The sequence below is a fragment of the Halomonas sp. GXIMD04776 genome (assembly GCF_049808615.1).
Classification (GTDB): Bacteria; Pseudomonadota; Gammaproteobacteria; order Pseudomonadales; family Halomonadaceae; genus Modicisalibacter.
The window spans coordinates 91,853-115,009 of sequence record NZ_JBNCAN010000005.1 but is presented as its reverse complement, the minus strand read 5'-3'; the positions used below and the strand labels follow the sequence as shown (position 1 = coordinate 115,009).

General features: G+C 60.2%; 22 protein-coding genes. 13 read left to right on the top strand and 9 right to left on the bottom strand.

From position 1 onward, the window contains the following. Positions 1–116 precede the first annotated feature (116 nt). The 3 genes from parE to pgi all read right to left on the bottom strand — a co-directional run bounded on the left by parE (position 117) and on the right by pgi (position 4,429). Complete coding sequence (parE, locus tag ACPF7Z_RS04845; RefSeq protein WP_425192052.1) at positions 117–1,997, bottom strand: DNA topoisomerase IV subunit B; 1,881 nt, start codon at positions 1,995–1,997, stop codon at positions 117–119. Between the two features lie 106 nt (positions 1,998–2,103). Next, on the bottom strand, positions 2,104–2,730 hold the full coding sequence (locus ACPF7Z_RS04840; protein ID WP_425192051.1) for a YqiA/YcfP family alpha/beta fold hydrolase: 627 nt from the start codon (positions 2,728–2,730) through the stop codon (positions 2,104–2,106). Positions 2,731–2,758: 28 nt separating this feature from the next. Beyond that, positions 2,759–4,429, bottom strand: a complete 1,671-nt coding sequence (gene pgi, locus ACPF7Z_RS04835; RefSeq protein ID WP_425192050.1) for a glucose-6-phosphate isomerase — start codon at positions 4,427–4,429, stop codon at positions 2,759–2,761. A gap of 144 nt (positions 4,430–4,573) precedes the next feature. Here pgi and cmoA point away from each other — a divergent pair, with 144 nt between their 5' ends. Beyond that, positions 4,574–5,317, top strand: a complete 744-nt coding sequence (cmoA, locus tag ACPF7Z_RS04830; RefSeq protein WP_425192049.1) for a carboxy-S-adenosyl-L-methionine synthase CmoA — start codon at positions 4,574–4,576, stop codon at positions 5,315–5,317. Positions 5,318–5,320: 3 nt separating this feature from the next. After that, positions 5,321–6,313 (top strand): tRNA 5-methoxyuridine(34)/uridine 5-oxyacetic acid(34) synthase CmoB, encoded by a 993-nt coding sequence (gene cmoB / locus ACPF7Z_RS04825; protein WP_425192048.1) that lies wholly within the window; start codon positions 5,321–5,323, stop codon positions 6,311–6,313. A gap of 20 nt (positions 6,314–6,333) precedes the next feature. On the opposite strand, the gene ACPF7Z_RS04820 is transcribed toward cmoB, so the two are convergent. The 4 genes from ACPF7Z_RS04820 to ACPF7Z_RS04805 are packed head-to-tail and all read right to left on the bottom strand — an operon-like array spanning position 6,334 to position 10,364. Next, on the bottom strand, positions 6,334–7,407 hold the full coding sequence (locus ACPF7Z_RS04820; RefSeq protein ID WP_425192047.1) for an AbrB family transcriptional regulator: 1,074 nt from the start codon (positions 7,405–7,407) through the stop codon (positions 6,334–6,336). Beyond that, complete coding sequence (locus tag ACPF7Z_RS04815; RefSeq protein ID WP_425192046.1) at positions 7,404–8,909, bottom strand: tripartite tricarboxylate transporter permease; 1,506 nt, start codon at positions 8,907–8,909, stop codon at positions 7,404–7,406. The genes ACPF7Z_RS04820 and ACPF7Z_RS04815 overlap by 4 nt, the downstream gene beginning before the upstream one ends. Before the next feature lie 10 nt (positions 8,910–8,919). Further along, positions 8,920–9,381, bottom strand: coding sequence for a tripartite tricarboxylate transporter TctB family protein (locus ACPF7Z_RS04810; RefSeq protein WP_425192045.1), 462 nt, complete (start codon positions 9,379–9,381; stop codon positions 8,920–8,922). Beyond that, the gene (locus ACPF7Z_RS04805) at positions 9,378–10,364 is read right to left on the bottom strand and encodes a Bug family tripartite tricarboxylate transporter substrate binding protein (protein WP_425192044.1); all 987 of its coding nucleotides are present in this window, start codon (positions 10,362–10,364) and stop codon (positions 9,378–9,380) included. Before ACPF7Z_RS04805 ends, ACPF7Z_RS04810 begins: the two co-directional genes overlap by 4 nt. A gap of 142 nt (positions 10,365–10,506) precedes the next feature. On the opposite strand from ACPF7Z_RS04805, the gene ACPF7Z_RS04800 reads away from it, so the two are divergent. Genes ACPF7Z_RS04800 through ACPF7Z_RS04790 form a run of 3 tightly spaced genes read left to right on the top strand, consistent with a single transcriptional unit; the run spans position 10,507 to position 13,620 of the window. Next, the gene (locus ACPF7Z_RS04800) at positions 10,507–11,175 is read left to right on the top strand and encodes a response regulator (protein WP_425192043.1); all 669 of its coding nucleotides are present in this window, start codon (positions 10,507–10,509) and stop codon (positions 11,173–11,175) included. Then, positions 11,172–12,581 carry a sensor histidine kinase gene (locus ACPF7Z_RS04795; RefSeq protein ID WP_425192042.1) on the top strand — a complete coding sequence of 470 codons (1,410 nt, stop codon included), beginning with the start codon at positions 11,172–11,174 and terminating at the stop codon, positions 12,579–12,581. The genes ACPF7Z_RS04800 and ACPF7Z_RS04795 overlap by 4 nt, the downstream gene beginning before the upstream one ends. Before the next feature lies 1 nt (position 12,582). Continuing rightward, the gene (locus ACPF7Z_RS04790) at positions 12,583–13,620 is read left to right on the top strand and encodes an ABC transporter substrate-binding protein (RefSeq protein WP_425192041.1); all 1,038 of its coding nucleotides are present in this window, start codon (positions 12,583–12,585) and stop codon (positions 13,618–13,620) included. A 24-nt stretch (positions 13,621–13,644) separates the two neighbouring features. On the opposite strand, the gene ACPF7Z_RS04785 is transcribed toward ACPF7Z_RS04790, so the two are convergent. Further along, positions 13,645–14,523, bottom strand: coding sequence for a PA4780 family RIO1-like protein kinase (locus tag ACPF7Z_RS04785; protein WP_425192040.1), 879 nt, complete (start codon positions 14,521–14,523; stop codon positions 13,645–13,647). A 108-nt stretch (positions 14,524–14,631) separates the two neighbouring features. Continuing rightward, complete coding sequence (gene hmpA, locus ACPF7Z_RS04780; RefSeq protein ID WP_425192039.1) at positions 14,632–15,813, bottom strand: NO-inducible flavohemoprotein; 1,182 nt, start codon at positions 15,811–15,813, stop codon at positions 14,632–14,634. A 154-nt stretch (positions 15,814–15,967) separates the two neighbouring features. On the opposite strand from hmpA, the gene ACPF7Z_RS04775 reads away from it, so the two are divergent. The 8 genes from ACPF7Z_RS04775 (at position 15,968) to ACPF7Z_RS04740 (ending at position 23,140) form a co-directional block, all read left to right on the top strand. Beyond that, positions 15,968–16,672 (top strand): succinate dehydrogenase iron-sulfur subunit, encoded by a 705-nt coding sequence (locus ACPF7Z_RS04775; protein WP_425192130.1) that lies wholly within the window; start codon positions 15,968–15,970, stop codon positions 16,670–16,672. 228 nt (positions 16,673–16,900) lie between these two features. Next, positions 16,901–17,503, top strand: coding sequence for a hemerythrin domain-containing protein (locus ACPF7Z_RS04770; RefSeq protein ID WP_425192038.1), 603 nt, complete (start codon positions 16,901–16,903; stop codon positions 17,501–17,503). A gap of 86 nt (positions 17,504–17,589) precedes the next feature. Continuing rightward, a complete protein-coding gene (gene dauA / locus ACPF7Z_RS04765) occupies positions 17,590–19,368 on the top strand; it encodes a C4-dicarboxylic acid transporter DauA (protein ID WP_425192037.1) in 1,779 nt (592 codons plus the stop codon). Between the two features lie 174 nt (positions 19,369–19,542). After that, complete coding sequence (locus ACPF7Z_RS04760; protein WP_425192036.1) at positions 19,543–19,845, top strand: hexameric tyrosine-coordinated heme protein; 303 nt, start codon at positions 19,543–19,545, stop codon at positions 19,843–19,845. A gap of 109 nt (positions 19,846–19,954) precedes the next feature. Beyond that, on the top strand, positions 19,955–21,397 hold the full coding sequence (locus tag ACPF7Z_RS04755) for a cbb3-type cytochrome c oxidase subunit I (RefSeq protein ID WP_425192035.1): 1,443 nt from the start codon (positions 19,955–19,957) through the stop codon (positions 21,395–21,397). Further along, the gene (locus ACPF7Z_RS04750; RefSeq protein WP_425192034.1) at positions 21,394–22,404 is read left to right on the top strand and encodes a cbb3-type cytochrome c oxidase subunit II; all 1,011 of its coding nucleotides are present in this window, start codon (positions 21,394–21,396) and stop codon (positions 22,402–22,404) included. The genes ACPF7Z_RS04755 and ACPF7Z_RS04750 overlap by 4 nt, the downstream gene beginning before the upstream one ends. Then, on the top strand, positions 22,404–22,640 hold the full coding sequence (locus tag ACPF7Z_RS04745) for a hypothetical protein (RefSeq protein ID WP_425192033.1): 237 nt from the start codon (positions 22,404–22,406) through the stop codon (positions 22,638–22,640). The genes ACPF7Z_RS04750 and ACPF7Z_RS04745 overlap by 1 nt, the downstream gene beginning before the upstream one ends. Then, complete coding sequence (locus ACPF7Z_RS04740; RefSeq protein WP_425192032.1) at positions 22,637–23,140, top strand: hypothetical protein; 504 nt, start codon at positions 22,637–22,639, stop codon at positions 23,138–23,140. The genes ACPF7Z_RS04745 and ACPF7Z_RS04740 overlap by 4 nt, the downstream gene beginning before the upstream one ends. Positions 23,141–23,157 lie beyond the last annotated feature (17 nt).

Below are 23,157 nucleotides of genomic sequence, written 5' to 3'. Positions count from 1 at the left end.
GAGCGAAGGTCAGGGTAGGCAGCCGCTGCGCGACAAGGCGGAGTTTACTAGTGTAAATGAGCATTTGGCGCGCAGCGGCTAACACCGCCTGGCCGAGCGCAGAAAGGCTCATCCACTCATACTTCGATGTCGGCCAGATTGCCGTAATCCTCGAGCCAGCTCTTTCTGTCCGAAGCGCGCTTCTTGGCCAGCAGCATATCCAGCATTTCGCCGGTGCCGTCGCCTTCCTCCCGGGTCAGCTGCACCAGGCGCCGAGTATCCACCGCCATGGTGGTCTCGCGAAGCTGCAGCGGACTCATTTCGCCTAGGCCCTTGAAGCGCTGCACGTTGGGGGTGCCGCGCTTGCCTTCCAGACGCTTGAGCACCGCCGACTTCTCGCTTTCATCGAGGGCGTAGAAGACTTCCTTGCCCAGATCGATGCGATACAAGGGCGGCATGGCAACGAATACGTGGCCGGCATCCACCAGCGCCGGGAAATGACGCATGAACAGCGCGCACAGCAGCGTGGCGATATGCAGGCCATCGGAGTCCGCATCGGCAAGGATGCAGATCTTGTGATAGCGCAGCTTGGAAAGGTCGTCGCTGGCCGGATCGATGCCGATGGCCACTGCGATGTCGTGGACCTCCTGGGAGCCGTAGATGTCGTGAGACTCGACTTCCCAGGTATTGAGGATCTTGCCGCGCAGCGGCAGGATCGCCTGGGTTTCGCGCGCCCGGGCCTGCTTGGCACTGCCCCCGGCGGAATCACCCTCGACCAGGAACAGTTCGCTGGCGGCCGGGTCCTGGCCGGAACAATCCGCCAGCTTGCCGGGCAACGCCGGCCCAGAGGTGATCTTCTTGCGCGCCACCTTCTTGGCACTCTTCTGGCGACGCTGGGCGGCGCTTATCACCAGCTCGGCCAGGGCTTCGGCCTGATCGACATGATGGTTGAGCCACAGCGAGAAGGCATCCTTGACCACCCCTGAGACGAAACCGGCGACGGTGCGCGACGACAACCGCTCCTTGGTCTGACCGGCGAACTGCGGGTCGAGCATCTTCACCGAGAGCACGAAGGAGACTCGCTCCCAAAGGTCCTCGGCGGTCAGCTTGACGCCGCGCGGCAGCAGGCTGCGGTAGTCGCAGAACTCGCGCAACGCCTCGAGCAGCCCCGAACGCAGGCCATTGACGTGGGTACCGCCCAGCGGTGTGGGAATCAGGTTGACATAGCTTTCGAGTAACGGCTCGCCACCTTCAGGCAACCACTGAATCGCCCAGTCCACGGCCTGCTCGTCGTCGGCAAAGTGGCCAATGAAGGGCGATGCAGGCAGCACTTCAAACCCATCGGTGGCCTGAGCCAGATAGTCGCGCAGACCGTCCTCGTACTGCCAGACACTCTCGGCGCCGTCGGCCTCGGTGAGCACTACCCTGAGCCCGGGGCACAGTACCGCCTTGGCGCGTAATAAATGTTTGAGCCGCGGCAGCGACAGCTTGGGGGAATCGAAGTACTCGACCTCGGGCCAGAAGCGCACCACCGTGCCGGTGGCCCGTTTGGGGCAACTGCCGATGACAGAAAGTTCTTCAACCTTGTCGCCCTTCTCGAAGGCGATACCATGACGCTCGCCCTCACGGCAGACCTCAACCTCAAGGCGTCGCGACAATGCATTGACAACGGAAACGCCGACCCCGTGCAGGCCACCCGCGAAACGGTAGCTCGACTGGGAGAACTTGCCGCCGGCGTGCAGCTTGGTCAGGATCAGCTCGACCCCGGACAGTCCATGTTCCGGGTGCATGTCGATGGGCATGCCACGGCCGTCGTCGCCGACCTCGATACCTCCATCCTCGAGCAGACGCACCTTGATCTCACCGGCGTACCCAGCCAAGGCCTCATCGACGCTGTTGTCAACGACCTCCTGGACCAGATGGTTAGGACGCGTGGTATCGGTGTACATGCCCGGGCGCTTGCGCACCGGCTCGAGCCCGGAGAGAACTTCAATCGATGTCGCGCTGTATTGCGTCATGCATTATCCATGGATGTTGTCTTCTCGAAGGTTATCGGCACTAACCCCTCGATATTGAACCTCGATATTGAACCTCGATATTGATACCAGAATTCCGGTATATGCCTCATGAATCGGCTCTCAAGCAATGCCCGCCCTGCGCCAGTATCGCCGGCAGATGATCCTTGACGCGGCTGAAACCATGATCACCACCGGGCTCGATGAGCGTGCGACAACCGGCATAAGCCTTGAACGCCTCCCGGCAATCCAATGTTTCATCGGCGGTACCGAGCAACAGTAGATAGCGTTGCGGCTCCAGACGAGTCGGCATCATCGTCGCCAGTTCATCATGATGCGCGGCCTCGACGGTAAAATGCTCCCCGGTATATTCATTGACGAAGTCGGTCCCCAGCAACTCATCAACCAGCCGAGCCGGCTGCACCGCCGGGTTGAGCAATACCGCCGCAAGATCGAAACGCTCGGCCAGACAAGTGGCCAGAAAGCCCCCCATCGAACTGCCCACTAGAAGCACGTTCGAGCCCAGCGCTTCAAGTGCGGACTGCGCGCTCTCCAGTGCCTCCCGGGGACGATGCGACAATTGAGGAGCACTGCAGGGGAGCGGCTCGCCATGGTGGATAATCCGCTTACACGCAGCTTGCATCAATTGCGCCTTGGGCGATTCGCTGCCGCTGTTGAAGCCGTGCAGATAAAGCACGGCATCGACCGGGGACCGCCTGCTCGGGTCACTTAGCATACCGCAAAACCTGTACGAAAAAACAGTATCAAGCCGAACCTTCAGCGTTCCATACCGCCTCGATCAAACCGCGACTGGAGGCATCCAGGGATTCGACCCCCTCATGGGAAGCCAGGATTTGTTCAGTCTGAGTAGCGATCTTCTTGCCCAACTCCACGCCCCACTGATCGAAGGGGTTGATGTCCCAAATGGTGGCCTGCACGAACACCTTGTGCTCATAAAGCGCCACCAGTGCGCCCAAGGTAGCCGGGGTCAGTTGCTCGAGCAGTACGGTGGTGGATGGCTGATTGCCTTGGTAACGCTTGTGGCTTGGGCGTGGACCATCGTCGTCGATGGCGTCGTCACCCAGCATCAGCAACCGTGATTGGGCGAAGCAATTGGCCAGGGTCAGGCGATGCTGACTCTTCAAATGATTGCGCGTCGCTTCGTCCTCGACCCAGTCGTATCGGCGCATTGGGGCAATGAAATCACACTCCACCGCCTGGGTGCCCTGATGCAGCAGCTGATAAAAGGCATGCTGTGCGTTAGGGCCAAGCTGCCCCCACAGCACCGGACAGGTGGAATAATGAACCTTCTCGCCGTCGTTGGTCACCGACTTGCCATTGGACTCCATCTCGAGCTGCTCGAGATAACTGGCAAAAAATTCCAGACGCCCATCATAGGGCAGGATCGAATGGGCGCGAATATCCAGGAAATTGACGTTCCAGATGCCTGCCAACGCCAATAGCACCGGTAGGTTGTCGGCAAGCTCGGCGCTGGCGAAATGACGATCCATGGCATGCGCGCCGCCCAGCAAGGCGCGGAAGTTATCCATGCCGATGGTCAGGGCGATGGGCAGGCCGATGGCACCCCACAGCGAGTAACGCCCGCCGACCCATTCCCAGAACTCCAGCTGGTTGGCATCAGAGATACCCCATTCGCGCATCTTTTCAGGGCTGGCCGACACGCCGATGAAATGCTGACGCATCACTAGCGCTTCGTCGTTGTCGTTGCGTCCCAGATGCCCCAGTAGCCAGTCCCGAGCGGTACGCGCATTGGAGAGCGTATCGATAGTGGTAAAGGACTTCGACGAGAGCACGAACAGCGTGGTCTCGGGGCTGAGTCGATCCAGATAATCGGCTAGCTGGGAGCCATCCATGGTCGAGGCAAAGTGCACCTCCACAGGGTGCACATCCCGGGGCTGATAATCCGCCAGGGCATGGGTCACCATCAAAGGGCCAAGGTCCGAACCACCGACACCCAGATTGACCACATCGGTAATCGCCTTACCGGTAGCACCGCGCCACTGACCAGCCAGGAACTTCTCGACCATCGACTCCATGTGATCGAGCGTTTTATGGACTGCCGGCACTACGTCTTCACCCTCCACTTCCAGGTGAGCATCCGACGGCAAACGCAACGCGGTGTGAAGCGCCGGGCGATCTTCCGAACGGTTGACCCGTTCGCCGGCCAGCAGCCGATTGATGGCCCCAGGTACGTCGGCGGTTCGCGCCAGTTCCAGCAGCTTATCCAGGGTCTCGATACTCCAACGCTGTTTGGACAGATCAAGGGCCAAACCCGCGGCTTGACGCGAGAAATCACCGTGACGGCTTTGCGACTCGTTGAACAAATCCTTGAGATGAACCTCACGCATGGCCTCGGCATGCTCTCTCAGCGCCTGCCAGGCATTCTGACGATCGATCGGGGTTCTTGACGTCATCGGGGATCTCTCCTTGAAAACAAAGTCGAAGGCTGTCTATCGAATCAGTGATGGGGACACGCGGGTGCAACATTACCAAACCGCACGTAAAATGATGTCTTTGGCACTGTATGCTGCACACTATTTGATCAATTGCGATTTTCCATGAGTTCTGCATCTTACCGTGACGCGGTCTTTACCACACCCCTTGACCGCGTTGCATCGTTTTCCTTCGACGAACGGGTCGTGGCCTGCTTTCCCGACATGATTCGTCGCTCGGTACCCGGCTACGGCCAGATACTGGGCATGCTCGGCGTGATCGCTGAGCGCCATCTGCGCCACGGTGGACATGTCTACGATCTGGGCTGTTCTCTGGGTGCGGCAGGGCTTGCGTTAGCAGGGCGACTGCCGCCGGAGGCCTTCACCCTGACCGGCGTCGACTTATCGCCCGCCATGGTGGCACGCGCCCGCTCCACATTGAGTGACGAGTGCCCAGAACATCGGATCGAGATTCTCGAAGGCGATATTCGCCACATCGATTATCGGCCCGCAGCGATGATCGTGCTGAATTTCACCCTGCAATTCCTGCCCCCGGAGGACCGGGACGCGGTGATCGGTACACTGTTCGACTCACTTGAAACCGGCGGCGTACTGATACTGTCGGAAAAGATCGTCGCAACGGACGAGCAGGAAAATGCCTGGCTGGTGGAGCGTTATCACGACTTCAAGCGCGCCAACGGTTATAGCGACCTGGAGATCAGCCAGAAGCGCACCGCCCTTGAGAACGTCCTGGTGCCGGACACCCTGAATGCTCACCACGCTCGTTTGTCTCGGGCCGGCTTCTCCCGGGTGAGCACCTGGTTCCAGTATCTCAACTTCGCCTCGATGATCGCCTTCAAGGACGGCTAAACCATGCCAGAGTTGGATGACGCCGAGCGCGCCCTCTACCACGCCTTCGTCGAGCAGGGTCTGACGAGATGGCTGGCCCGACTGCCGAAGCAGCTGGCTCGCGGTCTCGACCGCAAGCGCCATGGCGATCTACCCGCCTGGGAAAAGGCAGTGATGAAATTACCGTCGTTGCCCGACGAACGAACCGTGCATCTCGACCAGGAGTGCGTGAGCGTCGAGATGGCACTCTCCGATGCTCACCGACGCCGCAGCGAGAACCTGCTGCGCAAACTGATGCCCTGGCGCAAGGGACCGTTTTCCCTCGGCGGCATCGAGATCGATACGGAATGGCGCTCGGACTGGAAATGGCAGCGCGTGGCGCCACATCTCTCTTCATTGGAAGGGCGCAGGATCCTCGACGTGGGCGGCGGAAACGGCTACCACGCCTGGCGCATGGCAGGCAGGGGAGCCGCCTTCGTACTGGTCATCGACCCCTCACCGCGCTTCTATTATCAGTTTCAGGCGGTGCGCCATTTCGTTGGTGATGCTGACGGCGGTCGCACCCACTTCTTGCCGGTAGGCATCGAGGATGTACCCGCCAAGCTCGAATTCTTCGATACGGTATTCTCCATGGGCGTGCTCTATCATCGTGCCTCGCCGCTGGAACATCTGTTGCAGCTAAAAGACGCTCTGCGTCCCGGGGGCGAGCTGGTACTGGAGACCCTAGTGGTGGAGGGCGACGAGACCACCGTATTCATGCCCGGCGAGCGCTACGCGGCCATGCCCAACGTCTACTTCCTGCCCTCCTCTCGTGCACTGGCCCACTGGATGGAACGCTGTGGCTTCACGGAGATTCGCGTGGTCGATGAGGCCGTGACCAGCCTGGATGAGCAACGCTCCACCGACTGGATGACCTTTCAGTCCCTGGCGGACTTCCTCGATCCCGAAGACCGCTCGCGCACCATCGAAGGCCACCCGGCGCCGCGGCGGGCGGTCATCGTGGCACGTAAGCCATGAGGGAATGGAAGCATGGCTCTCTAGGACGTCGGCCGACGCCTGAATAGAGTCAGCAAGGGCGGCATCAGCATGACCAGAACCGTGATGCGCACGAGATGATGAGACGTCACGAAGGCTGGATCGATACCCAACGAGAGCGCGGCCAGGCTCAGTTCAGGTGCTCCGCCGGGCATATAGGCCAGCAGAGCCGCGGCTTGGGAATAGCCTGTGAGCGCATGCGCACCCCAGGCGGCTGCCACGGCGATCATCAACAGTACGATCGCCTGTAGCACTGCCATCAAAAGGTTATAGCCCACCGCGATCAGCGGTGTTCCGCCGAAACGCACTCCTACCGAAACGCCGATAACGATTTGGGCCAGGGCCACGATCGTGGGAGGAATCTCCGCTTCGGTGACTCCGGTTACATGTAGCGCGCCGGACAGCAGTACCGGTCCGAATAGCAAGGGGTTCGGCAAATGCAGCAAGCGTCCAAGCCACATACCGGTGAGTCCTGCCCCAATCAACAATACCGCATCGTGAGACGCAGGCATCGACAGCCATTGCGTCAGGCTCATGGTGCTGGTGGACTGCAGGTTGACATGGCCCAACATGCTCAGCACCGGCGGGATGGCCACGAGCAGCACCAGAATGCGTACCGCATGGGTCAATCCCACAATACGCAGATCGGCCTGGGAATCCGCCGCCATCAGGGTAATCGCCGAGACGCCACCGGGCACCCCCGCGTACATCGCCGTATCCATCGAATACCCGGCAACGCGATGGCCAAACCACACCGATAGCGCCATCATCACCGCGGTGGCCATCAACATGATGGCCAGGCTCGTGCCCCACAGGGCAATATCGCCGCTCATGTCCGGCGTGAAGGCCGACCCCAGCATGACACCGATCACCACCAGCACCGCCTGACGCGAGGCCCCTGGAGAGCGCAACTGCGCACCCGCCAGGCTGCACAAGGTGGTCGCGATCAATGCGCCGAGAAGCCAGGGCAACGGTATGTGAAGCCAGTAGGCAAGAGCGCCACCTACCCCGCCGATCGCCAGGGTAGGCAGAAACTTTCCAGTCGCGATCAAGTGATTGGCAACGTTGCTGTTCAAGCCTTGCCCGCCGACTTGTCCGATAGCAGCTTGGGTAGCAGCCAGGGCAGCGTCAGCAAGAGCGCCGCGGCGATCCACAAGCCCAGAGAAATGCCCGACTGCCAGAGAATTCCCAGATCGCCACCGCTGATCGACAGCGCCCGGCGCAGGTTGTCCTCCATCAGCCCGCCCAGCACGTAGCCCAGGATCACCGGCGCCAGGGAGAAGCCGAGCTTGCGCAGCAGATAGCCGAACACGCCGATGATCAGCATCAGGTAGATGGCCATGAGATCGGAATGCAGCTGATAGACGCCGACGAAGGCCAGGATGGCGATACCCGGCACCAGCACCCAGCGCGGAATGGTCAACACCCGCGCGAACACCCCCGCCAGTGGTAGATTAAGGGCCAATAGCACGATGTTGCCGATATAGAGCGAGGCAATCAGACCACCGGCCACCTCGGGGCGCTCGGTGAACATCATCGGTCCCGGAGTGATGTTGTAGAGCATCAGGGCGCCCAGCAACACCGCGGTGGTGCCCGAACCGGGAATCCCCAGGGTCAGCATGGGCACGAAAGAACCCGCCGCCGCCGCATTATTGGCCGCCTCCGGTGCCGCCAAACCGCGCATGTCGCCGGTGCCGAAGGTGCCCTCCTTGTCGGAGAGACGCTTCTCCGTGGTGTAGGCAACGGCGCCGGCCACGGACGCTCCGGTACCGGGCAGCACCCCGATGATGAAACCGATCACCGCCGAACGCAGCATGGCCCACTTGCAAAACAGAAGCTCTTTCACACTGACCATCACTCGCCCGAGCGGTGGCATGCCTTCATCGACATCAGATCGGTTGGCATGCTCCAGCATCAGCAAAATCTCACTGATGGCGAACAGTCCAATGATCATGACCACGAAATCGATCCCGTCATAAAGCTCGGGCAAACCAAAGGTGTAGCGCAGAACCCCGGTGCCGGAATCCACGCCTACCATGGCGATCATGACGCCGAGCACAGCGCCGATAGCGGTCTTGATGGGATCCTTGCCCATCATCACCGACATGGACGCGAAAGCGAAGACCATGAGCCCGAAGAACTCGGCGGGGCCGAACTTCACAGCGACCTCAGCCAGCAGCGGCGCGAACAGCGTCAGGCCGAGAATGGCAATGGTCGCCCCGACGAAGGAGCTGACCGCGGACAGTCCCAACGCCGGTCCAGCCAGGCCCTTCTTGGCCAGCGGATGGCCGTCGAGAGTGGTCATGACGGCACCGGCGTCGCCGGGTACGTTGAGCAGGATGCTCGACATTCGGCCACCGTATTCGGCCCCGGTGTATACCCCGGCCAATAGAATCAGCGCCGACTCCGCCGGCAGCCCCAGAGTGTAGGCCAGCGGCATGAGAATGGCGATGCCGTTGATCGGGCCGATGCCCGGCAGGGCGCCGAACAGCGTGCCCAGCAAGGCGCCGAGGAAGGCCAGACCGAGATTGAGCGGCGTCAGCGCCACTCCGAAGCCTTGAATCAGAAAGTCGAACATAGGTGATACCTCAGCCGACAGCGGGTAGCCAGCGCCCGTAGGGCAAGGCGATACCCAGGCCCTGAGTGAACAGGTAGTAGCTGCCCAGGGTCATCAGGACCCCGGCCATCGCTGCCTTGAGCCAACTGGCCTCGAATAGCCGAGCCAGGGCCAGCACGGTGAAGCATGTCGTGATCAAGAAACCCAGCCGGGTGAACAGCAGCGCATAGACCAGCAGCACGCCCAGCACTGCCAGGAGCTTGAGCGACAGCGCCTTGTCGGGCCAGTGACCGTTCTCCCCGGGCCGGAACACCAGCACCAGGGACAACAACGCCAGCAGGACCGAGAGCCCCAAGGGAAACGCCTTGGGGCCCACGGGCTCATAGCTGAAGGGAACATGCAGGTTCAAGGCATGTATGGCGGCAAACGCCGCCAGACCGATCAACACGATTCCCAGGATGCGGTCGGCGGCCTGACCTTTGTGGAGAGTCATTGGGTCAGACCCACTTCTTCTGCAAGCTGCTTGAACTGGACGACCTGATCCTTGACGTAGCTGTCGAAGTCATCCCCGAAACGCGCCATCGGGAACAAGCCACGGGCCTCTCGCAGCTCGGCGAATTTCTCTTTTTCGGAAAGCGTCTTCAATGTATCGACCCAGGACTTGTAATCCTCGTCGCTGACCTCGGGCCCCATGTAATAGCCGCGCCAGATCGGCCACTGCACGTCATAACCCTGCTCCGCGGCGGTGGGGATATCGGTATAGGGGCCGCCCATGCGTTCCTCGGAGAGTGCTGCCAGCACGCGGATCTTGCCGCTTTCTAGCTGCGATTTCAGTTCCGAGAGATCACCGGTGAACACCTGGATGTGACCACCAAGCAATGCCGCCAGAGACTCGCCACCGCCCTCGAAGGCCACGTAGCGCAGGTCGCGGGGTGAGATATCCGCCGCCTTGGCGGTCAGCGCTGCCTTCATCCAGTCCTGGCTACCCACGGTACCGCCGGCACCGAAGACGATTTCGCCCGGCTGGGTCTGCAAATCCTTCATGAGTTCTTCAAGGTTCTGCCAGGGCGCATCGGCCTTGACGACGATGGCACCGTAGTCGGCGCCCAGGGCGCCCAGCCAGCGTACCTCGTCGGCGTCGTACTGACCGAACTTGCCCAAGGCCAGATTGACGGCCGCACCGGTACTGGCGGCAACGATCAGATTGGGGTCGTCGCTACGCACGCCGTTGACATGATTGTAGGCCACGGCGCCGATACCCCCGGGCATGTAGCTGACCATCATGGGTTTGTCGATCAGTCCGGTTTCCTGCAGACCATTGGCGGCGAGACGGCAGGTCAGGTCATAACCGCCTCCCGGCTTGGCCGGCGCGATGCATTCGGTGGCGCCTGATTGTGCCTGAGCGGTACCTGCCAGCAATGCACCTCCCAGAGTGAGCAGCATGGGCCAGTGGCGCAATGTCGTGTTGAATTTCATGGCGGACTCCTGTTTCGTTGTTCTATAAAGTGCCAGGATACCCATCCCTGGCGTCATCGATACCAATGACATCCCAGATGCTATGAGTCGAACCTTTCATCAACCTGTCATCCCTGCGCTTTCCCCGTGAGACTTTGGTCCAATGCGCCTGCTTATCGTCGAAGATGATCCGCTGATCGCCCAGACCCTGACCAAGGGGCTCGCTCCCTTGGGAAATATCGTCGAGGCGTTCACGACGCTGAACCAGGCACGCTCGGCCCTCGCCCATAGCCGCTTCGATCTGCTGCTGCTCGATCTTGGCTTACCCGATGGCAACGGCCTGTTGCTTCTCAAGGAACTGCGCGATGCCGGCGACGCCATACCGGTGCTGATCCTGACCGCTCGGGACGGTGTCGAGGAGCGCGTGAAAGGACTCGATCTTGGCGCCGACGATTATCTGGCCAAGCCGTTCTCCCTGGCCGAGCTCGAGGCCCGAGTTCGCGCCCTGCTACGCCGCAGTCAACGACGCACCGACAATCGTTTGCGCTTTGCTGGTCTGTGCTTCGATCCGGCCTCCGGCGAGGCATCTCTCGAGGGCGTTCCACTCGATCTGCCGCGCCGCGAGTTGGTGCTTCTCGAAGGGCTCCTGCTGCACGCCGGACGCGTTGTGCCTCGAGAAATGTTGATCGATCGCTTGTTCGGGTTCGGCGAGGTCGGCCCCAATGCCCTGGAGGTCTATATCAGTCGCTTGCGCAAGCGTTTCCAGGGCAGCGGTCTGCGCATCCGTACTCTGCGCGGTCTGGGCTACCGTCTCGAGGAAGAAGCGCCATGATCACGGTCGACGGCAGCCTGAAGCGCCGTCTGATCATCTGGCTACTCATCACGGTGAGCGGACTGGGCGGTCTGTTGCTGATCGAGGCCTATACCAGCGCCAAGCGGGCGGCGAATCGTGCCTATGACAGCCAACTGGAAGCCGCCAGCCTGACCATCACCGAAGCCATCCAGTGGCAGGATGGCCAGCCGATCGTGGAGATGCCGGCGGCAGCCTTTCAGATACTGGCGACTGATCACGAGGAACGGATCTTCTATGCGATCATCGATGCAGCGGGGCGCGAGGTGACCGGCAATCTGGGGGACACGATCGAGGCGAGCTGGCAACGAGCAGTCCACGATGGCCCCGTATGGCGAACCGTGCCGCATGCCGAGACCCGGATACGCCTGCATGGCCAGGAGCTCGACACGCCGGGCTGGGAAACCCAGGAGCCGGTGCAGATATGGGTCGGCCATACTCTGTCGGGCCGTCGCGTTTTAGCCAACGAACTGTTCGTCCATTCGTTGACGCGCTTTCTCGTCATGGTGCTCTTGGCAGGTCTGTTGATGTCCCTGGCCATCCATACCGCACTCGGCCCGATACGTCGCCTGCGCCGACGCTTACGCCAACGCGATGCCGACGACATGCGACCGCTGCATGCCCGGGTGCCGCGGGAGCTGTACGACCTGGCGGAAACGCTCAATGCGCTGTTCGCTCGCCAGCGCGAAGGACGCGAGGCCCTGTTGCGCTTCACCGCCGACGCCAGCCACCAGCTCAAGACCCCGCTGGCCGGTCTGCAAAACACCAGCGAACTGGCGTTGCAAAGCTCTCGACCTCAGGAGTGGCGACACGCCCTGGAGACGATCCAGCGCAGCGCAGCGCGCACCAGCCGCCTGGCAGGTCAACTATTGAGCCTGGCTCGGCTGCGCCACGCCACTCAGGAGCGTCTGGCCCCCCTCGACCTGGCAACGACAGTGCGCGAGACCGTCCTGGAGTGGGTGGAGCGTGAAGCAGCCAGGCACCATGACCTGGGCCTGGCCCCTTCTCCGGCGCCGGTATTCATCGAAGGCGAACTCTGGACACTCAAGGAACTGATCAACAACCTGATTGATAATGCCCTGCGCTACACCCCACCTGGCAGCACCATTACTCTGGGTCTGGAGCGTCATATCAACGAAGCGGTTTTGTTCATCGAAGACGATGGGCCTGGCGTGAACGAGGAACTGCTTGGGCGGCTCCATCAACCCTTCGAACGAGGCGGCCGTCAGGACACCCAAGGCTCGGGGCTGGGTCTGGCCATCGTCGAATCCATCGTGAAACGCCACGACGGCGTGCTGGAGATACACAACGCACCATCCCATGGCCTGCGTATCGATGTACGTTTGCCTTTGGTGCCGTCGAGCGAAGAACCCTTTAAAGAAGAATGATATGACTCGATTACGGCATGCGCGGCGATTCACTTTCATGCTACTGCTGCTACTGCCAACCCCGGCCTTGGCCAAGACCCCCCTGGTGATCGAGGCCGCCCTGGATCGGCCCGTCGTCGAGCCTTTACTCGAAGCCTTCACTCGCGCGCATCCGGAAATCGAACTGGACTATCGTGATCGATCCACCCTGGAGGTGGATCGTCATGCCCGGCAGATGCAGCCAGCACCAGATGTGGTCATCAGCTCCGCCATGCCCTGGCAGATGAACCTGGTCAATGACGGCCTGGCCCAGCCCTTGGAAAGCGACGAATCCCGTCGCTGGCCTGCCTGGGCCAAATGGCGCAACGAAGTCTTCGGCTTCACCTTCGAACCCATCGTCACCGTCTACCGGCTCGAGCTGGCCCGGCACATGTTGCCACCCACCACCCACGCCGCCCTGCATCGGCTACTCATCACCCGCCAGGACATGCTGCGCGGCAAGGTGACGACCTACTCCCCCTCTCGCAGCGGGGTCGGCTACACCCTGTTTCAACAAGATGCCCGTTATTCGCCGCGCTTCTGGGATCTGGTCGCTGCCCTGGGTGCGGCGGAGGTCGAACTCGAAGAGAGTACTCGCGCCATGCTCGAGGGTCTAAGTGGAGGAAAGTACTGGGTGGGTTACAATCTGCTGGGCTCCTATGCCATGCAGTGGGCGCAGACACATCCTCAGCTGATCGTTCAAGTACCTCAGGATTACGCCTTGGTCATGATGCGCATGGCCTTCATCCATCGCGATGCATCCCACCCCGGGGCTGCCCGATCGTTCATGAATTTCCTGCTCGGCGTCGACGGTCAACGTCTGTTGGCCGGCAGTACGCCGCTTTTCAGCGTACTACCCGACGTCGTGGGTCCTTATACCGCCCAGCGACTCCGTGATCAGGTCGGCGAGCGACTCTATCCGATTCCCATCAATGCCTCATTGCTGGCCTTCGTCGACCCCTTGCGACGCGACGCCTTCATCGCACGCTGGAACCGTGAAATCAGGATTCTGGAGCCATGACGCGCTTAGTCAGCCTCCTTAAATTCAGCGCTCGTTCCACTCATCCTCGGGATCATCCTGCTCCTTCTCATCACCACCTTCCCTAGCAGCGTTCTCCTCCAACGCAGCATTTATTTCGCGCAGTACGCCGTCCAGGTCGGCGCTCTTTTCACTACGCTTGAAGGTGCCCGTCAAAGGTACGTCGGGATTGAGGTTGCCTAGCTGGAACAATGACCAGATCTCGCCGGCATAATCGATGGACAACAATTCCGGGGCGAAGCGTCCGAAATAGCGCGTCATGTTGTCGACGTCCCGAGTCAGCATGCGCTCGGCGCTATTGTTGGCCGCCGCGTCGACGGCTTGAGGCAGGTCGATGATGATCGGCCCTTCCGGCCCCAGGAGCACGTTGTATTCCGATAGATCCCCGTGAATCAGACCGGCGCTCAGCATCCGGACGATCTCGCGCATCATCACCTGATGATAATCCCGCGCCTCGGCGGCGGTGAGTTCAACATCGTTGAGACGCGGCGCAACATCCCCGTTGGCATCGACGATCAGATCCATCAACAGCACGCCGTCGACGAAACCGTGCGGCTTGGGCACTCGCACTCCTGCCGAGGCCAAGCGGTAGAGCGCATCGACTTCGGCATTCTGCCAGGCTTCTTCCTGTTCACGGCGGCCAAAACGCGTGCGTTTTTGCATGGCCCGGGCCTGGCGACTGTTACGCACCTTGCGCCCTTCCTGGTACTCGGCCTGATTGTGAAAGCTGCGTTTGCTGGCTTCCTTGTAGACCTTGGCACAGCGTGTTTCCCCCTGGGCTAGCACCACGTATACCGCAGCCTCCTTGCCGCTCATCAAGGGACGTAACACTTCGTCGATGAAGCCGTCATCGAGTAACGGTTGCAAACGTTTCGGGGTTTTCATTCGGTTTTAGCTGCATCCTGGCAAGTCATGGGCACCTAGCATACCGTCTCGCACCCCAACACCAAAAGGCCCGCCGAGGCGGGCCAGAAACAGGGATGATCGTAAGGATCAAGCAGCGTTCAACGAACGAGACGGGCCAAAATGCTCGTAATGACGATGCTCAGGAGCGATATTCAAGGCGTCCAGGGCTTGATTCACTGCGGTCATAAAGCCTTGAGGCCCCACGAAGTAGCACTCCACCGCGCCTTGGGGCAGGTAGCGGGCAATCAACTCGCGGTTGATGCGACCGATACGCGCCAGCTTGTCGTCTTCGCTCCCTCGCTCGTAGAGGGTAATGCTGGTCAACTGCTGCGGATAGTTGTCTTCAAGCGACTTCAGTTCGCTGGCGAAGGCATGCTGGTCGCGCTCCTGAGCGGCATGCATGTAAATCACCTGGCGCCCCTGCTCCAGGGCACGGCGTGCCAGGGGCAGCATCGGTGTCTGGCCCACGCCACCACTGAGCAGCATTACCGGGGACTGGCTTTCATCGAGCACCAGCTCGCCGGCGGGTGGCAGAAGTTCCAGAGTATCGCCAACCTGCAGGGTGTCGTGAAAGTGGCGACTCGCCTGGCCTTGGAGCTCGCGCTTGATCGAAAGCCGGTAGGTCTTGCCGTTGGGAAAGCCGGACAGACTGTAATGGCGATAGACCGGCTCGCCGTCGATAACTAGACGCACCCCGATGAACTGTCCCGGCTGATAGTTCGCCACTGCCCCCTCATCTTCCGGGGCCAGCACGAAGGACGTGATGACCGAGCTTTCCGGCGTCTTCTCGACGATGCGGAAGGCACGCTTGCCACGCCAGCCGCCTTTACGATCGGCGAACTCGCGATAACGCTGGGCTTCCTGCTCGATCAGCAATTCCGCCAGCTCATTGTAAAGCGCCGTCCAGGCAGCGGCGATCTCCGGTGTTACCGCATCGCCCAGCACCTCGGCTACCGCCGCCAGCAGGCATTCGCCGACGATAGGGTATTGCTCGGGTTGGATATCCAGTGAGACGTGCTTTTCCACTACCGTGGCCAAGGTTTCCTTGACCTTTTCGGGCTCCTTGCGCAGCTGCACATAGGCAAGCACGGCTCCTGCCAACACTCGGGGCTGGCCGCCATCCGCCTGGTGGGCCTGATTGAACAGCGGTGTCACTTCAGGGTAGCGCTCAAACATCAGCGGGTAAAAACGCTGGGTAATCGTCTCGAGATGTTCCGCCACCAGCGGTGCGGTAGCGTCGATCAATTGCTCTTGGTCATGAGTCAGCATGAAAATCCTCAGGGTTAAGTTGCATTTAATGATGCTTTTTATATGCTTCTTATTATACCTGAGACATAGTCGAGATTGTCTACCCGACATTGTGTCGCAGGTCGTTTACCTGCTAACGATGAGTCTACTCTATCGCCCAGGAGGAAAGTCGATGATCACGGTTCAGTTGTTTCGCTATCACCCCGAGATCGACGATGAACCCTATATGGACACCATCGAGATCGACGACAAGTATCGCCAGACCATGGTGCTGGATGTACTGGAGCATCTGAAGCAGCGAGACACCGATATCACCTACCGACGCTCTTGCCGTGAGGGGGTATGTGGTTCGGATGGCATGAACATCAACGGCAAGAACGGGCTTGCCTGTATCACACCGGTTTCGGATGTCATCGACAGCCGCAATACCTTGATCTTGCGACCTTTATCGGGAATGCCGATCATTCGCGACCTGGTGGTGGATCAGACCCAGTTCTTTCGCCAGTTCGAGAAGATTCGTCCTTATCTTATCAACGATGACACGCCTCCGACCATCGAGCGGCTGCAGAGTCCTGGCGACAGGGAAAAACTCGACGGTCTCTACGAGTGCATCTTGTGCGCCTGCTGCAGTTCGGCCTGCCCTTCCTGGTGGTGGAACCCGGACAAGTACATTGGCCCGGCGGGCCTCATTCAGGCGTACCGTTTCCTGATCGATAGCCGTGACACCGCCACCGTGGAGCGCCTGTCGCATCTGGAAGATCCCTTCAGCGTCTTTCGTTGCCGTGAGATTGGCAACTGCACCTGGGTCTGTCCTAAAGGACTCAACCCGATGAAGGCTATTGGCCATATCAAGGTCATGTTGCTTAAACACGGTATTTGAGTCTATCCATGGGCCTGCGCCCTATTGTATTCGGCACTGGCAAAAAATGGAGGAAAAGCTAAGATTCATTATTGAGGCATCTTAAAGCGTGAAAATGGACGATCACTGCGGATCACAGAGAGTCGGTCTGCCTCGGCCTCGGATAGGAATAAGGATAGCCGAGGTAATGTCGTCAACCCTGGTGCCACTGCCAATGGCAAACACCACCACCCTGAGCGGGAGGCGATCATGTCCACTGCCATCCTGAAGCGCCTGCACGATGATCATCACCACTACGACGGGCTACTTTGCATTGCCGAGCGCCAGTTGCATGGTGCGCAATGTGGCGATACCCCCGATTTCGCACTGCTACGCGATATCTTTCACTACATGAACCATCATCCGGATCGACTTCATCATCCTTTCGAAGACCGGTTGTTCGAGCGCTTGGCCGAACGCCATCCAGACGACGAAGCCAGCTTGACCATTCTCCATGAGCAGCACCGGCGTATGGCCATCTACGGACGAGAGCTTTACGAGACTTTCCGCGCCATCTCCGAGGGGGATGCCGATCCCGAACTCGATTTGAATACCTTGAACCTGGCCCAGGCATACAGTGAGCTCTATCACGCTCACCTTCGCTGTGAGGAAACCCGAATCTTTCCTCAGCTCGCGCAATGGCTGACCATCGAGGACTGGCAGGAACTCGGTGGTGCTGAGGACCCCTTGACGGACGCAGAAGAAGACAAGGAGTTTCAAGCATTGCGTGAGCGCATTGGCACCAACCATACCGGCCTATGGTTGAGCGAGGAGGAGCGCGCGATCTATTGCCCGCTTTGTCAGGCTTCTTGATACGGATTCCTTGACGTGAGCCTAAGGCAGTACATCAACGTGACCTGATAGGATAAGGGGCAACGTCCACAGCAAGGATTCGCTGAATGTCATACAACCCCTTGTCCTTGAAACTTCCCGGTATCGCTACCGGTCTGCGTTCCGCCTGGCGAGAAGGCTACGGGCTGGACGATCTTCGCAAGGATGCGATGGCGGGCCTGACCATTGGCATTCTGGCCGTACCGCTGTCGATGGCCTTGGCCATCGCCACGGGTGTGCCTCCCCAGCACGGGCTCTATACGGCAATCGTTGCCGGCATCTTCATTGCGCTGACCGGGGGAGCACGCTTCAACGTCTCCGGTCCGACGGCGGCCTTCGTGGCCATACTCTTTCCCATCGTTGCCCAATACGGCCTGGGCGGATTGCTGATTGCCTCCATGATGGCCGGGGTCATCCTGGTGGCCATGGGCATCGCGCGCATGGGACGACTCATCGAATTTGTGCCTTATCCGGTGGTGCTGGGCTTCACGGCCGGTATCGCGGTGGTCATCGCGGTATTGCAGATCCCCGACTTCCTGGGGCTGACCGTGGACAATCTCGGCGAGCATTTCGTCGAAAACCTGGGCAGGATCTTCACCGCACTCCCCACTCTCAATCCCTTCGAATTGGGTATCGGCGCGCTCACCTTGATCGTCATGCTGCTCTGGCCACGCCTGCAACTCCCGGTTCCCGCTCCCCTGGTGGGTCTTGTCGTCGGGGCCATTGCGGCTTATGGCGTCAATCAGTGGCTCGGTGGCATGGGAGCCGAGGTGGAAACGGTGGCCTCACGCTTCACCTGGGAGATCAATGGCGAAACAGGAAATGGCATTCCCCCGATTGCACCGACATTCACAGTGCCCTGGCTATTGCCCGGGCCTGACGGTGAGCCTATTGAGTTGAGCTTTGATCTAGTGCGGGCCCTGCTCGGGCCCGCCCTGGCGATCGCCATGCTGGGCGCCATCGAGTCGTTGCTGTGCGCAGTGGTCGCGGACGGATTGACCAAGACCAAGCATGACCCCAATGCCGAGTTGATCGGCCAGGGAATCGGCAATATCGTTGCTCCGCTTTTCGGCGGCATTACCGCCACCGCCGCCCTGGCACGCACCGCGACCAACATCCGCAGCGGTGCCCGGTCACCCATCGCGGCAGTGATTCATGCGCTGGTGGTGCTATTGGCGGTGGTTGCGCTCGCGGGTCTCCTGGGCCTGGTGCCGATGGCCGCCCTTGCGGCGCTGCTGTTCATCATCGCCTGGAACATGAGTGAGGCCCGGCACTTTGTGCACACACTGCGCTCCGCCCCTCCGGGTGACGTGGCCATCCTGGTCATCTGCTTTGGTCTCACGGTGTTTTTCGACATGGTGCTGGCGGTGGCCGTGGGGATCGGGCTGGCGGCGGCGTTGTTCATTCGACGCATGGCGCTGCTGACGCGGACCGACCGGATTGATACCGATAATCATCCGACCATCCATGGGCTGCCTGCCAAAGTAGCGGTCTACGACATCAACGGCCCCTTGTTCTTCGGGGCCGCCGAAAAAGCCCTCACCTCGTTGCATTTAGTAGATCCCAAGGTCCAGATCATCATCATCAACATGCACGGTGTGCCTAGTATGGATGGCACCGCCATCGTGGCCCTTCGCTCCCTGATCGACGAGATGCAGCGCGATGGTATCGCACTGATTCTGGTGGGATTGCCGGCGAGGATCATCGTCAAGCTGCGCCGTGCGGGCATTCGCAAGACTCGCGGAATGCTGACGTACTGCAGAGGGCTACAGCAGGCTCGCGATGTAGCGCTCGCTTGGCATCGAAGGCGTAACGATATCGAGGCCCAATCCAATTCAATGAAGTGACTCCGTGCCATGAACCGCTGATGGTGCATGAACCAACTTGCGTCTTGTGTATCTACTGCTATCTTTAAACATGCATAAAAAATACTTTATAAAAGAGGAGCGAGATCCATGACCAGACTAGTACGGCCTGTTTTATCCATGAGGAAAAACGGCAAGATGCCATCGGCTGTTCTAATGACGATATTTTTCTGCCTGGGCCTGGGGAGCTCGGCACTGGCCGAAGAGGAAATGGAGCAGAGTAAAGGCAGCGACGTCTGGCTGCCGAGTCTGATCACCGACACGCCTCAGGAAGGCTTTGCTCTGGCGGTAACGCTTTCCCAAAAAGGCGTCGGCACTACCCAGCCGGACACCAGCGTACGCAAGGCGCTGCGTGGTGCCTATGCGCATGATCCGGATAGCCTGATCGCCGCCTCGCAGGTGATCGCCCTCCACTTTCAGACCGTAGCCGCGGCCAACGATTACTGGAAAAACGACTAAGCAGGAGCGCCAGGGACGGCGTTATAGCGTTACGCATCTGGATATCAAGATGGGTCCATAAAGAAGCATTTAAAAAACCTCTTATCACCGTTTTAGCGAGGTGTGTCAGATGGTAAATCCTGCCTCCTTACTGCCAGCGAGTCGCTCCGCGATCGTCACCAAGGCGGCGGTCGAGGTCGCCGCGGATCGGGATACGGCCTCGACCCGCCTCATCTATGTCTATCTGGGTAGCGCGACCTTCTGGCTGCTGGTGGGAACCCTGATCGGCGCCTATCTGGGACTCAAGTTCGCCACCCCCGATATCGACCATATCGCCTGGCTGTCCTATGGCCGCTTGCGCCCGGTGCACACCAATACCGTGTTCTGGGGCTGGGCCTCCCTGGCCATGATCGCGTTGGCCCTCTATGTGGTGCCCAAGACCAGCCGTCGGCGTCTGCACAGCCTGCCGCTGGCCTGGGTGAGCCTGGGCCTGATCAACGCCGCCGTGCTGGTCGGCGATCTGCTATTGATGGCCGGTGTCAACAACGGTGGTCAGGAGTATCGCGAATACATCTGGCCGGTGCAGGGGGTCTTTGCGCTGGGCGTGATACTGGTGACCTACAACATGATTCGCACCATCGTCGGTCGCGCCATCGAGGAAATCTACATCTCCAACTGGTACATCATGGGCGGCTTTCTGTGGACGGTGGCGTTGATGGTGATCGCCTACGTACCTGTCTATCAGCAAACCGGCATCAGCGAGACCGTGATCCAGGGCTTCTACATGCACATGGGCGTGGGCATGTGGTTCACGCCCATGGTGTTGGGGCTGACCTACTATTTCCTGCCGAAACTGCTCAACAAGCCGATCTACTCCTATTCCCTGGGCGTGCTGGCATTCTGGACCCAGATGGTCTTCTACAGCATGATCGGCGCCCATCACTTCATTTTCGCGCCGACTCCCTGGTGGCTGCAGACCGTGGCGATCATCTTCAGCGTAGGCATGATCGTCACCCTCGCCGCGGGCACCGGCAATTTCCTGATGACCATGAAGGGCAGCTTCCATACCGTGGCGCGCAGCTATAGCCTGCCCTTCATCCTGGTCGGGGTGATCGCTTACTTCCTGTTCTCCCTGCAGGGCACCTTCGAGGCGTTTCGTAGCCTGAACCGGGTCTGGCACTTCACCAACTTCACCGTCGCCCACTCGCATCTGACCATGTACGGCTTCGTCGTCTTTTTGATCTGGGGCGGCATCTACGGCCTCGTGCCGCGTCTGACGGGGCGTGAGCCGTCGCATTTTCTGGCCGGTGTGCACTTCTGGTTTGCCTTCGTCGGGGTCGCCATCTACACCATCGCCCTGATGATCGGCGGTACGCTGCAAGGCATGAGTTGGATGGCCGGCGACGCCTTCATCGAGTCGGTGACGATGATGGCACCCTTCTGGCTATGGCGCGCCCTAGGGGGCGGCCTGATGTTCCTGTCGCACCTGATCTTCGCCTACAACCTCTGGTGCATGCGCCCGGCTCACCATGATCTACCACAGGAGCAGGCGGCGCAGGAGGCAATGGCATGAACTTCCATCGCAACCATTGGCTACTGCTGGGCACGATCTTCTTCGGCTTCATCGGCCTCGCCTTTATCATCGCCATCCTTCCGGCCCAGTGGATGCAGCGCAATACCGAACCGCTGCCCGAAGCCGAGCCGTTGTCGGATATCGAGCAGCAGGGGCTCGAGGTGTATATCGCCGAAGGTTGCGTGGCCTGCCATACCCAGCAGGTGCGGCCACTGCCCATGGATAGTCCCTGGGGACGGCCCACTGCCGCGGCGGACTATGCCCTGCTCGGTCCCATGGATGTCTGGCGCCCCTACTCGCCGGCAGTGCTGGGCAGCGCGCGTACCGGCCCGGATCTTTCCAATATCGGCGCTCGGCAATCCAGCGAAACCTGGCAATACTTGCACCTCTACAACCCCCGTTCGGTGGTCAAGGAATCGATCATGCCGGCCTACCCCTGGCTCTTCGAACCGGCCACCGGTGCCGAAGGCGACGCGCCGGTGGTGACCATTCCCGAAGCCTATGCGCCGGAAGGCGGCAAGGTCGTGCCCACCCAGCAAGGCCAGGCGCTGGTGGCCTATCTGCTTGCCCTGCGCCAGGTTCCCATCGAAGGCGCTGGCGGCACGACTCAAACCGCGTCAGCCGAAACGAGCCAGGACAGCGACGCCTCGGCGGAGGGAGGTGAAAAGAAAGCCGACGCCAAGGGCGCAACGCTTTACGCCAATAGCTGCGCCAGCTGTCATCAGGCCAACGGTCAAGGCCTGCCAGGCACTTTCCCGCCCTTGGCGGGAGATACGGTGGTGCTGGCGGAGGATCCCGGCGAACACATCGATACTATCCTGCACGGCGCGCAGGGCAGGACCATCGACGGCACCAAGTACGCCTCGCCAATGCCCGGCTTCGCCGATCAGCTCGACGATGGCCAGATTGCCGCCATCGTCAATCACGAACGTACCAGTTGGGGCAACGACGCGCCCACGGTGACGGCGGAGGATGTCACCGATCGACGCGAGGCAGGAGGAGAATGATGCGCGGCGCACTTCTTGTCATGCTGATGACAACCAGCCTGCTGCCGTCACGGGCTCAGGCCGCTAAGTTCGTCGATCAAATCGGACTGGTGGACAAGCTGCTGGTTGTTGGTGGTGGCATCATCGTGCTGCTGGTCACGATCTACTGTATCAAGTGCTTTGTAAAACCCGGCGAACGGCAGGACCGGCATATCAAGCGTCGCATCCTGAACGATGAGGATGGGGACAGGCCATGAACGATCATAATACTTTCAATCAGAGCTCTCGGGATCAGACACGCACCGATATTTTCCTCGATGACGGCGTGGAGCCCATTATCAGCCATCGCTCCCCGGTGCGTTTCCAACTGGATACTACGGTCCTCGAGGATGGACCGCATACCCTGCGCATCGAGGCCTACGACGCTAGCGGTCAAAAAGGGGTCAGACACATCGCCTTCAACGTGCGTAACGGTCCCGGTATCGCCATCAACGGCCTCAGTAATAACGATGTACTGGAAGGCAGGATTCCGATTCTGGTCAACTCCTATGGCGGTGCTGGTGAAACGTACTGGGAGCCCTCCCGGGCGGAGACCCCGGCGCCGACTCCCACCTGGATCTGGGTGCTGCTGATCGTCGTCATGATTTTTGGGGTCTTCTACGGGTTGCAGCAGTGGAATCCGCCGCCGCCCTTCGCCGACACGCCGACCTACAGCGCGCCGGTATTACAAGCGACTGATGAGGCAACCAATGAATAAATACATGATCAACGGCT

Bases quoted from the DNA above. Each gene is read 5' to 3' on its own strand.
- ACPF7Z_RS04840 (WP_425192051.1), bottom strand. From the start codon at position 2,730: ATGCTAAGTGACCCGAGCAGGCGGTCCCCGGTCGATGCCGTGCTTTAT.
- ACPF7Z_RS04800 (WP_425192043.1), top strand. From the start codon at position 10,507: ATGCGCCTGCTTATCGTCGAAGATGATCCGCTGATCGCCCAGACCCTG.
- ACPF7Z_RS04790 (WP_425192041.1), top strand. From the start codon at position 12,583: ATGACTCGATTACGGCATGCGCGGCGATTCACTTTCATGCTACTGCTG.
- ACPF7Z_RS04785 (WP_425192040.1), bottom strand. From the start codon at position 14,523: ATGAAAACCCCGAAACGTTTGCAACCGTTACTCGATGACGGCTTCATC.
- parE (WP_425192052.1), bottom strand. From the start codon at position 1,997: ATGACGCAATACAGCGCGACATCGATTGAAGTTCTCTCCGGGCTCGAG.
- dauA (WP_425192037.1), top strand. From the start codon at position 17,590: ATGTCATACAACCCCTTGTCCTTGAAACTTCCCGGTATCGCTACCGGT.
- ACPF7Z_RS04745 (WP_425192033.1), top strand. From the start codon at position 22,404: ATGCGCGGCGCACTTCTTGTCATGCTGATGACAACCAGCCTGCTGCCG.
- ACPF7Z_RS04810 (WP_425192045.1), bottom strand. From the start codon at position 9,381: ATGACTCTCCACAAAGGTCAGGCCGCCGACCGCATCCTGGGAATCGTG.
- hmpA (WP_425192039.1), bottom strand. From the start codon at position 15,813: ATGCTGACTCATGACCAAGAGCAATTGATCGACGCTACCGCACCGCTG.
- ACPF7Z_RS04750 (WP_425192034.1), top strand. From the start codon at position 21,394: ATGAACTTCCATCGCAACCATTGGCTACTGCTGGGCACGATCTTCTTC.
- ACPF7Z_RS04795 (WP_425192042.1), top strand. From the start codon at position 11,172: ATGATCACGGTCGACGGCAGCCTGAAGCGCCGTCTGATCATCTGGCTA.
- ACPF7Z_RS04770 (WP_425192038.1), top strand. From the start codon at position 16,901: ATGTCCACTGCCATCCTGAAGCGCCTGCACGATGATCATCACCACTAC.
- ACPF7Z_RS04815 (WP_425192046.1), bottom strand. From the start codon at position 8,909: ATGTTCGACTTTCTGATTCAAGGCTTCGGAGTGGCGCTGACGCCGCTC.
- ACPF7Z_RS04740 (WP_425192032.1), top strand. From the start codon at position 22,637: ATGAACGATCATAATACTTTCAATCAGAGCTCTCGGGATCAGACACGC.
- ACPF7Z_RS04760 (WP_425192036.1), top strand. From the start codon at position 19,543: ATGACGATATTTTTCTGCCTGGGCCTGGGGAGCTCGGCACTGGCCGAA.
- cmoB (WP_425192048.1), top strand. From the start codon at position 5,321: ATGCCAGAGTTGGATGACGCCGAGCGCGCCCTCTACCACGCCTTCGTC.
- pgi (WP_425192050.1), bottom strand. From the start codon at position 4,429: ATGACGTCAAGAACCCCGATCGATCGTCAGAATGCCTGGCAGGCGCTG.
- ACPF7Z_RS04755 (WP_425192035.1), top strand. From the start codon at position 19,955: ATGGTAAATCCTGCCTCCTTACTGCCAGCGAGTCGCTCCGCGATCGTC.
- ACPF7Z_RS04805 (WP_425192044.1), bottom strand. From the start codon at position 10,364: ATGAAATTCAACACGACATTGCGCCACTGGCCCATGCTGCTCACTCTG.
- cmoA (WP_425192049.1), top strand. From the start codon at position 4,574: ATGAGTTCTGCATCTTACCGTGACGCGGTCTTTACCACACCCCTTGAC.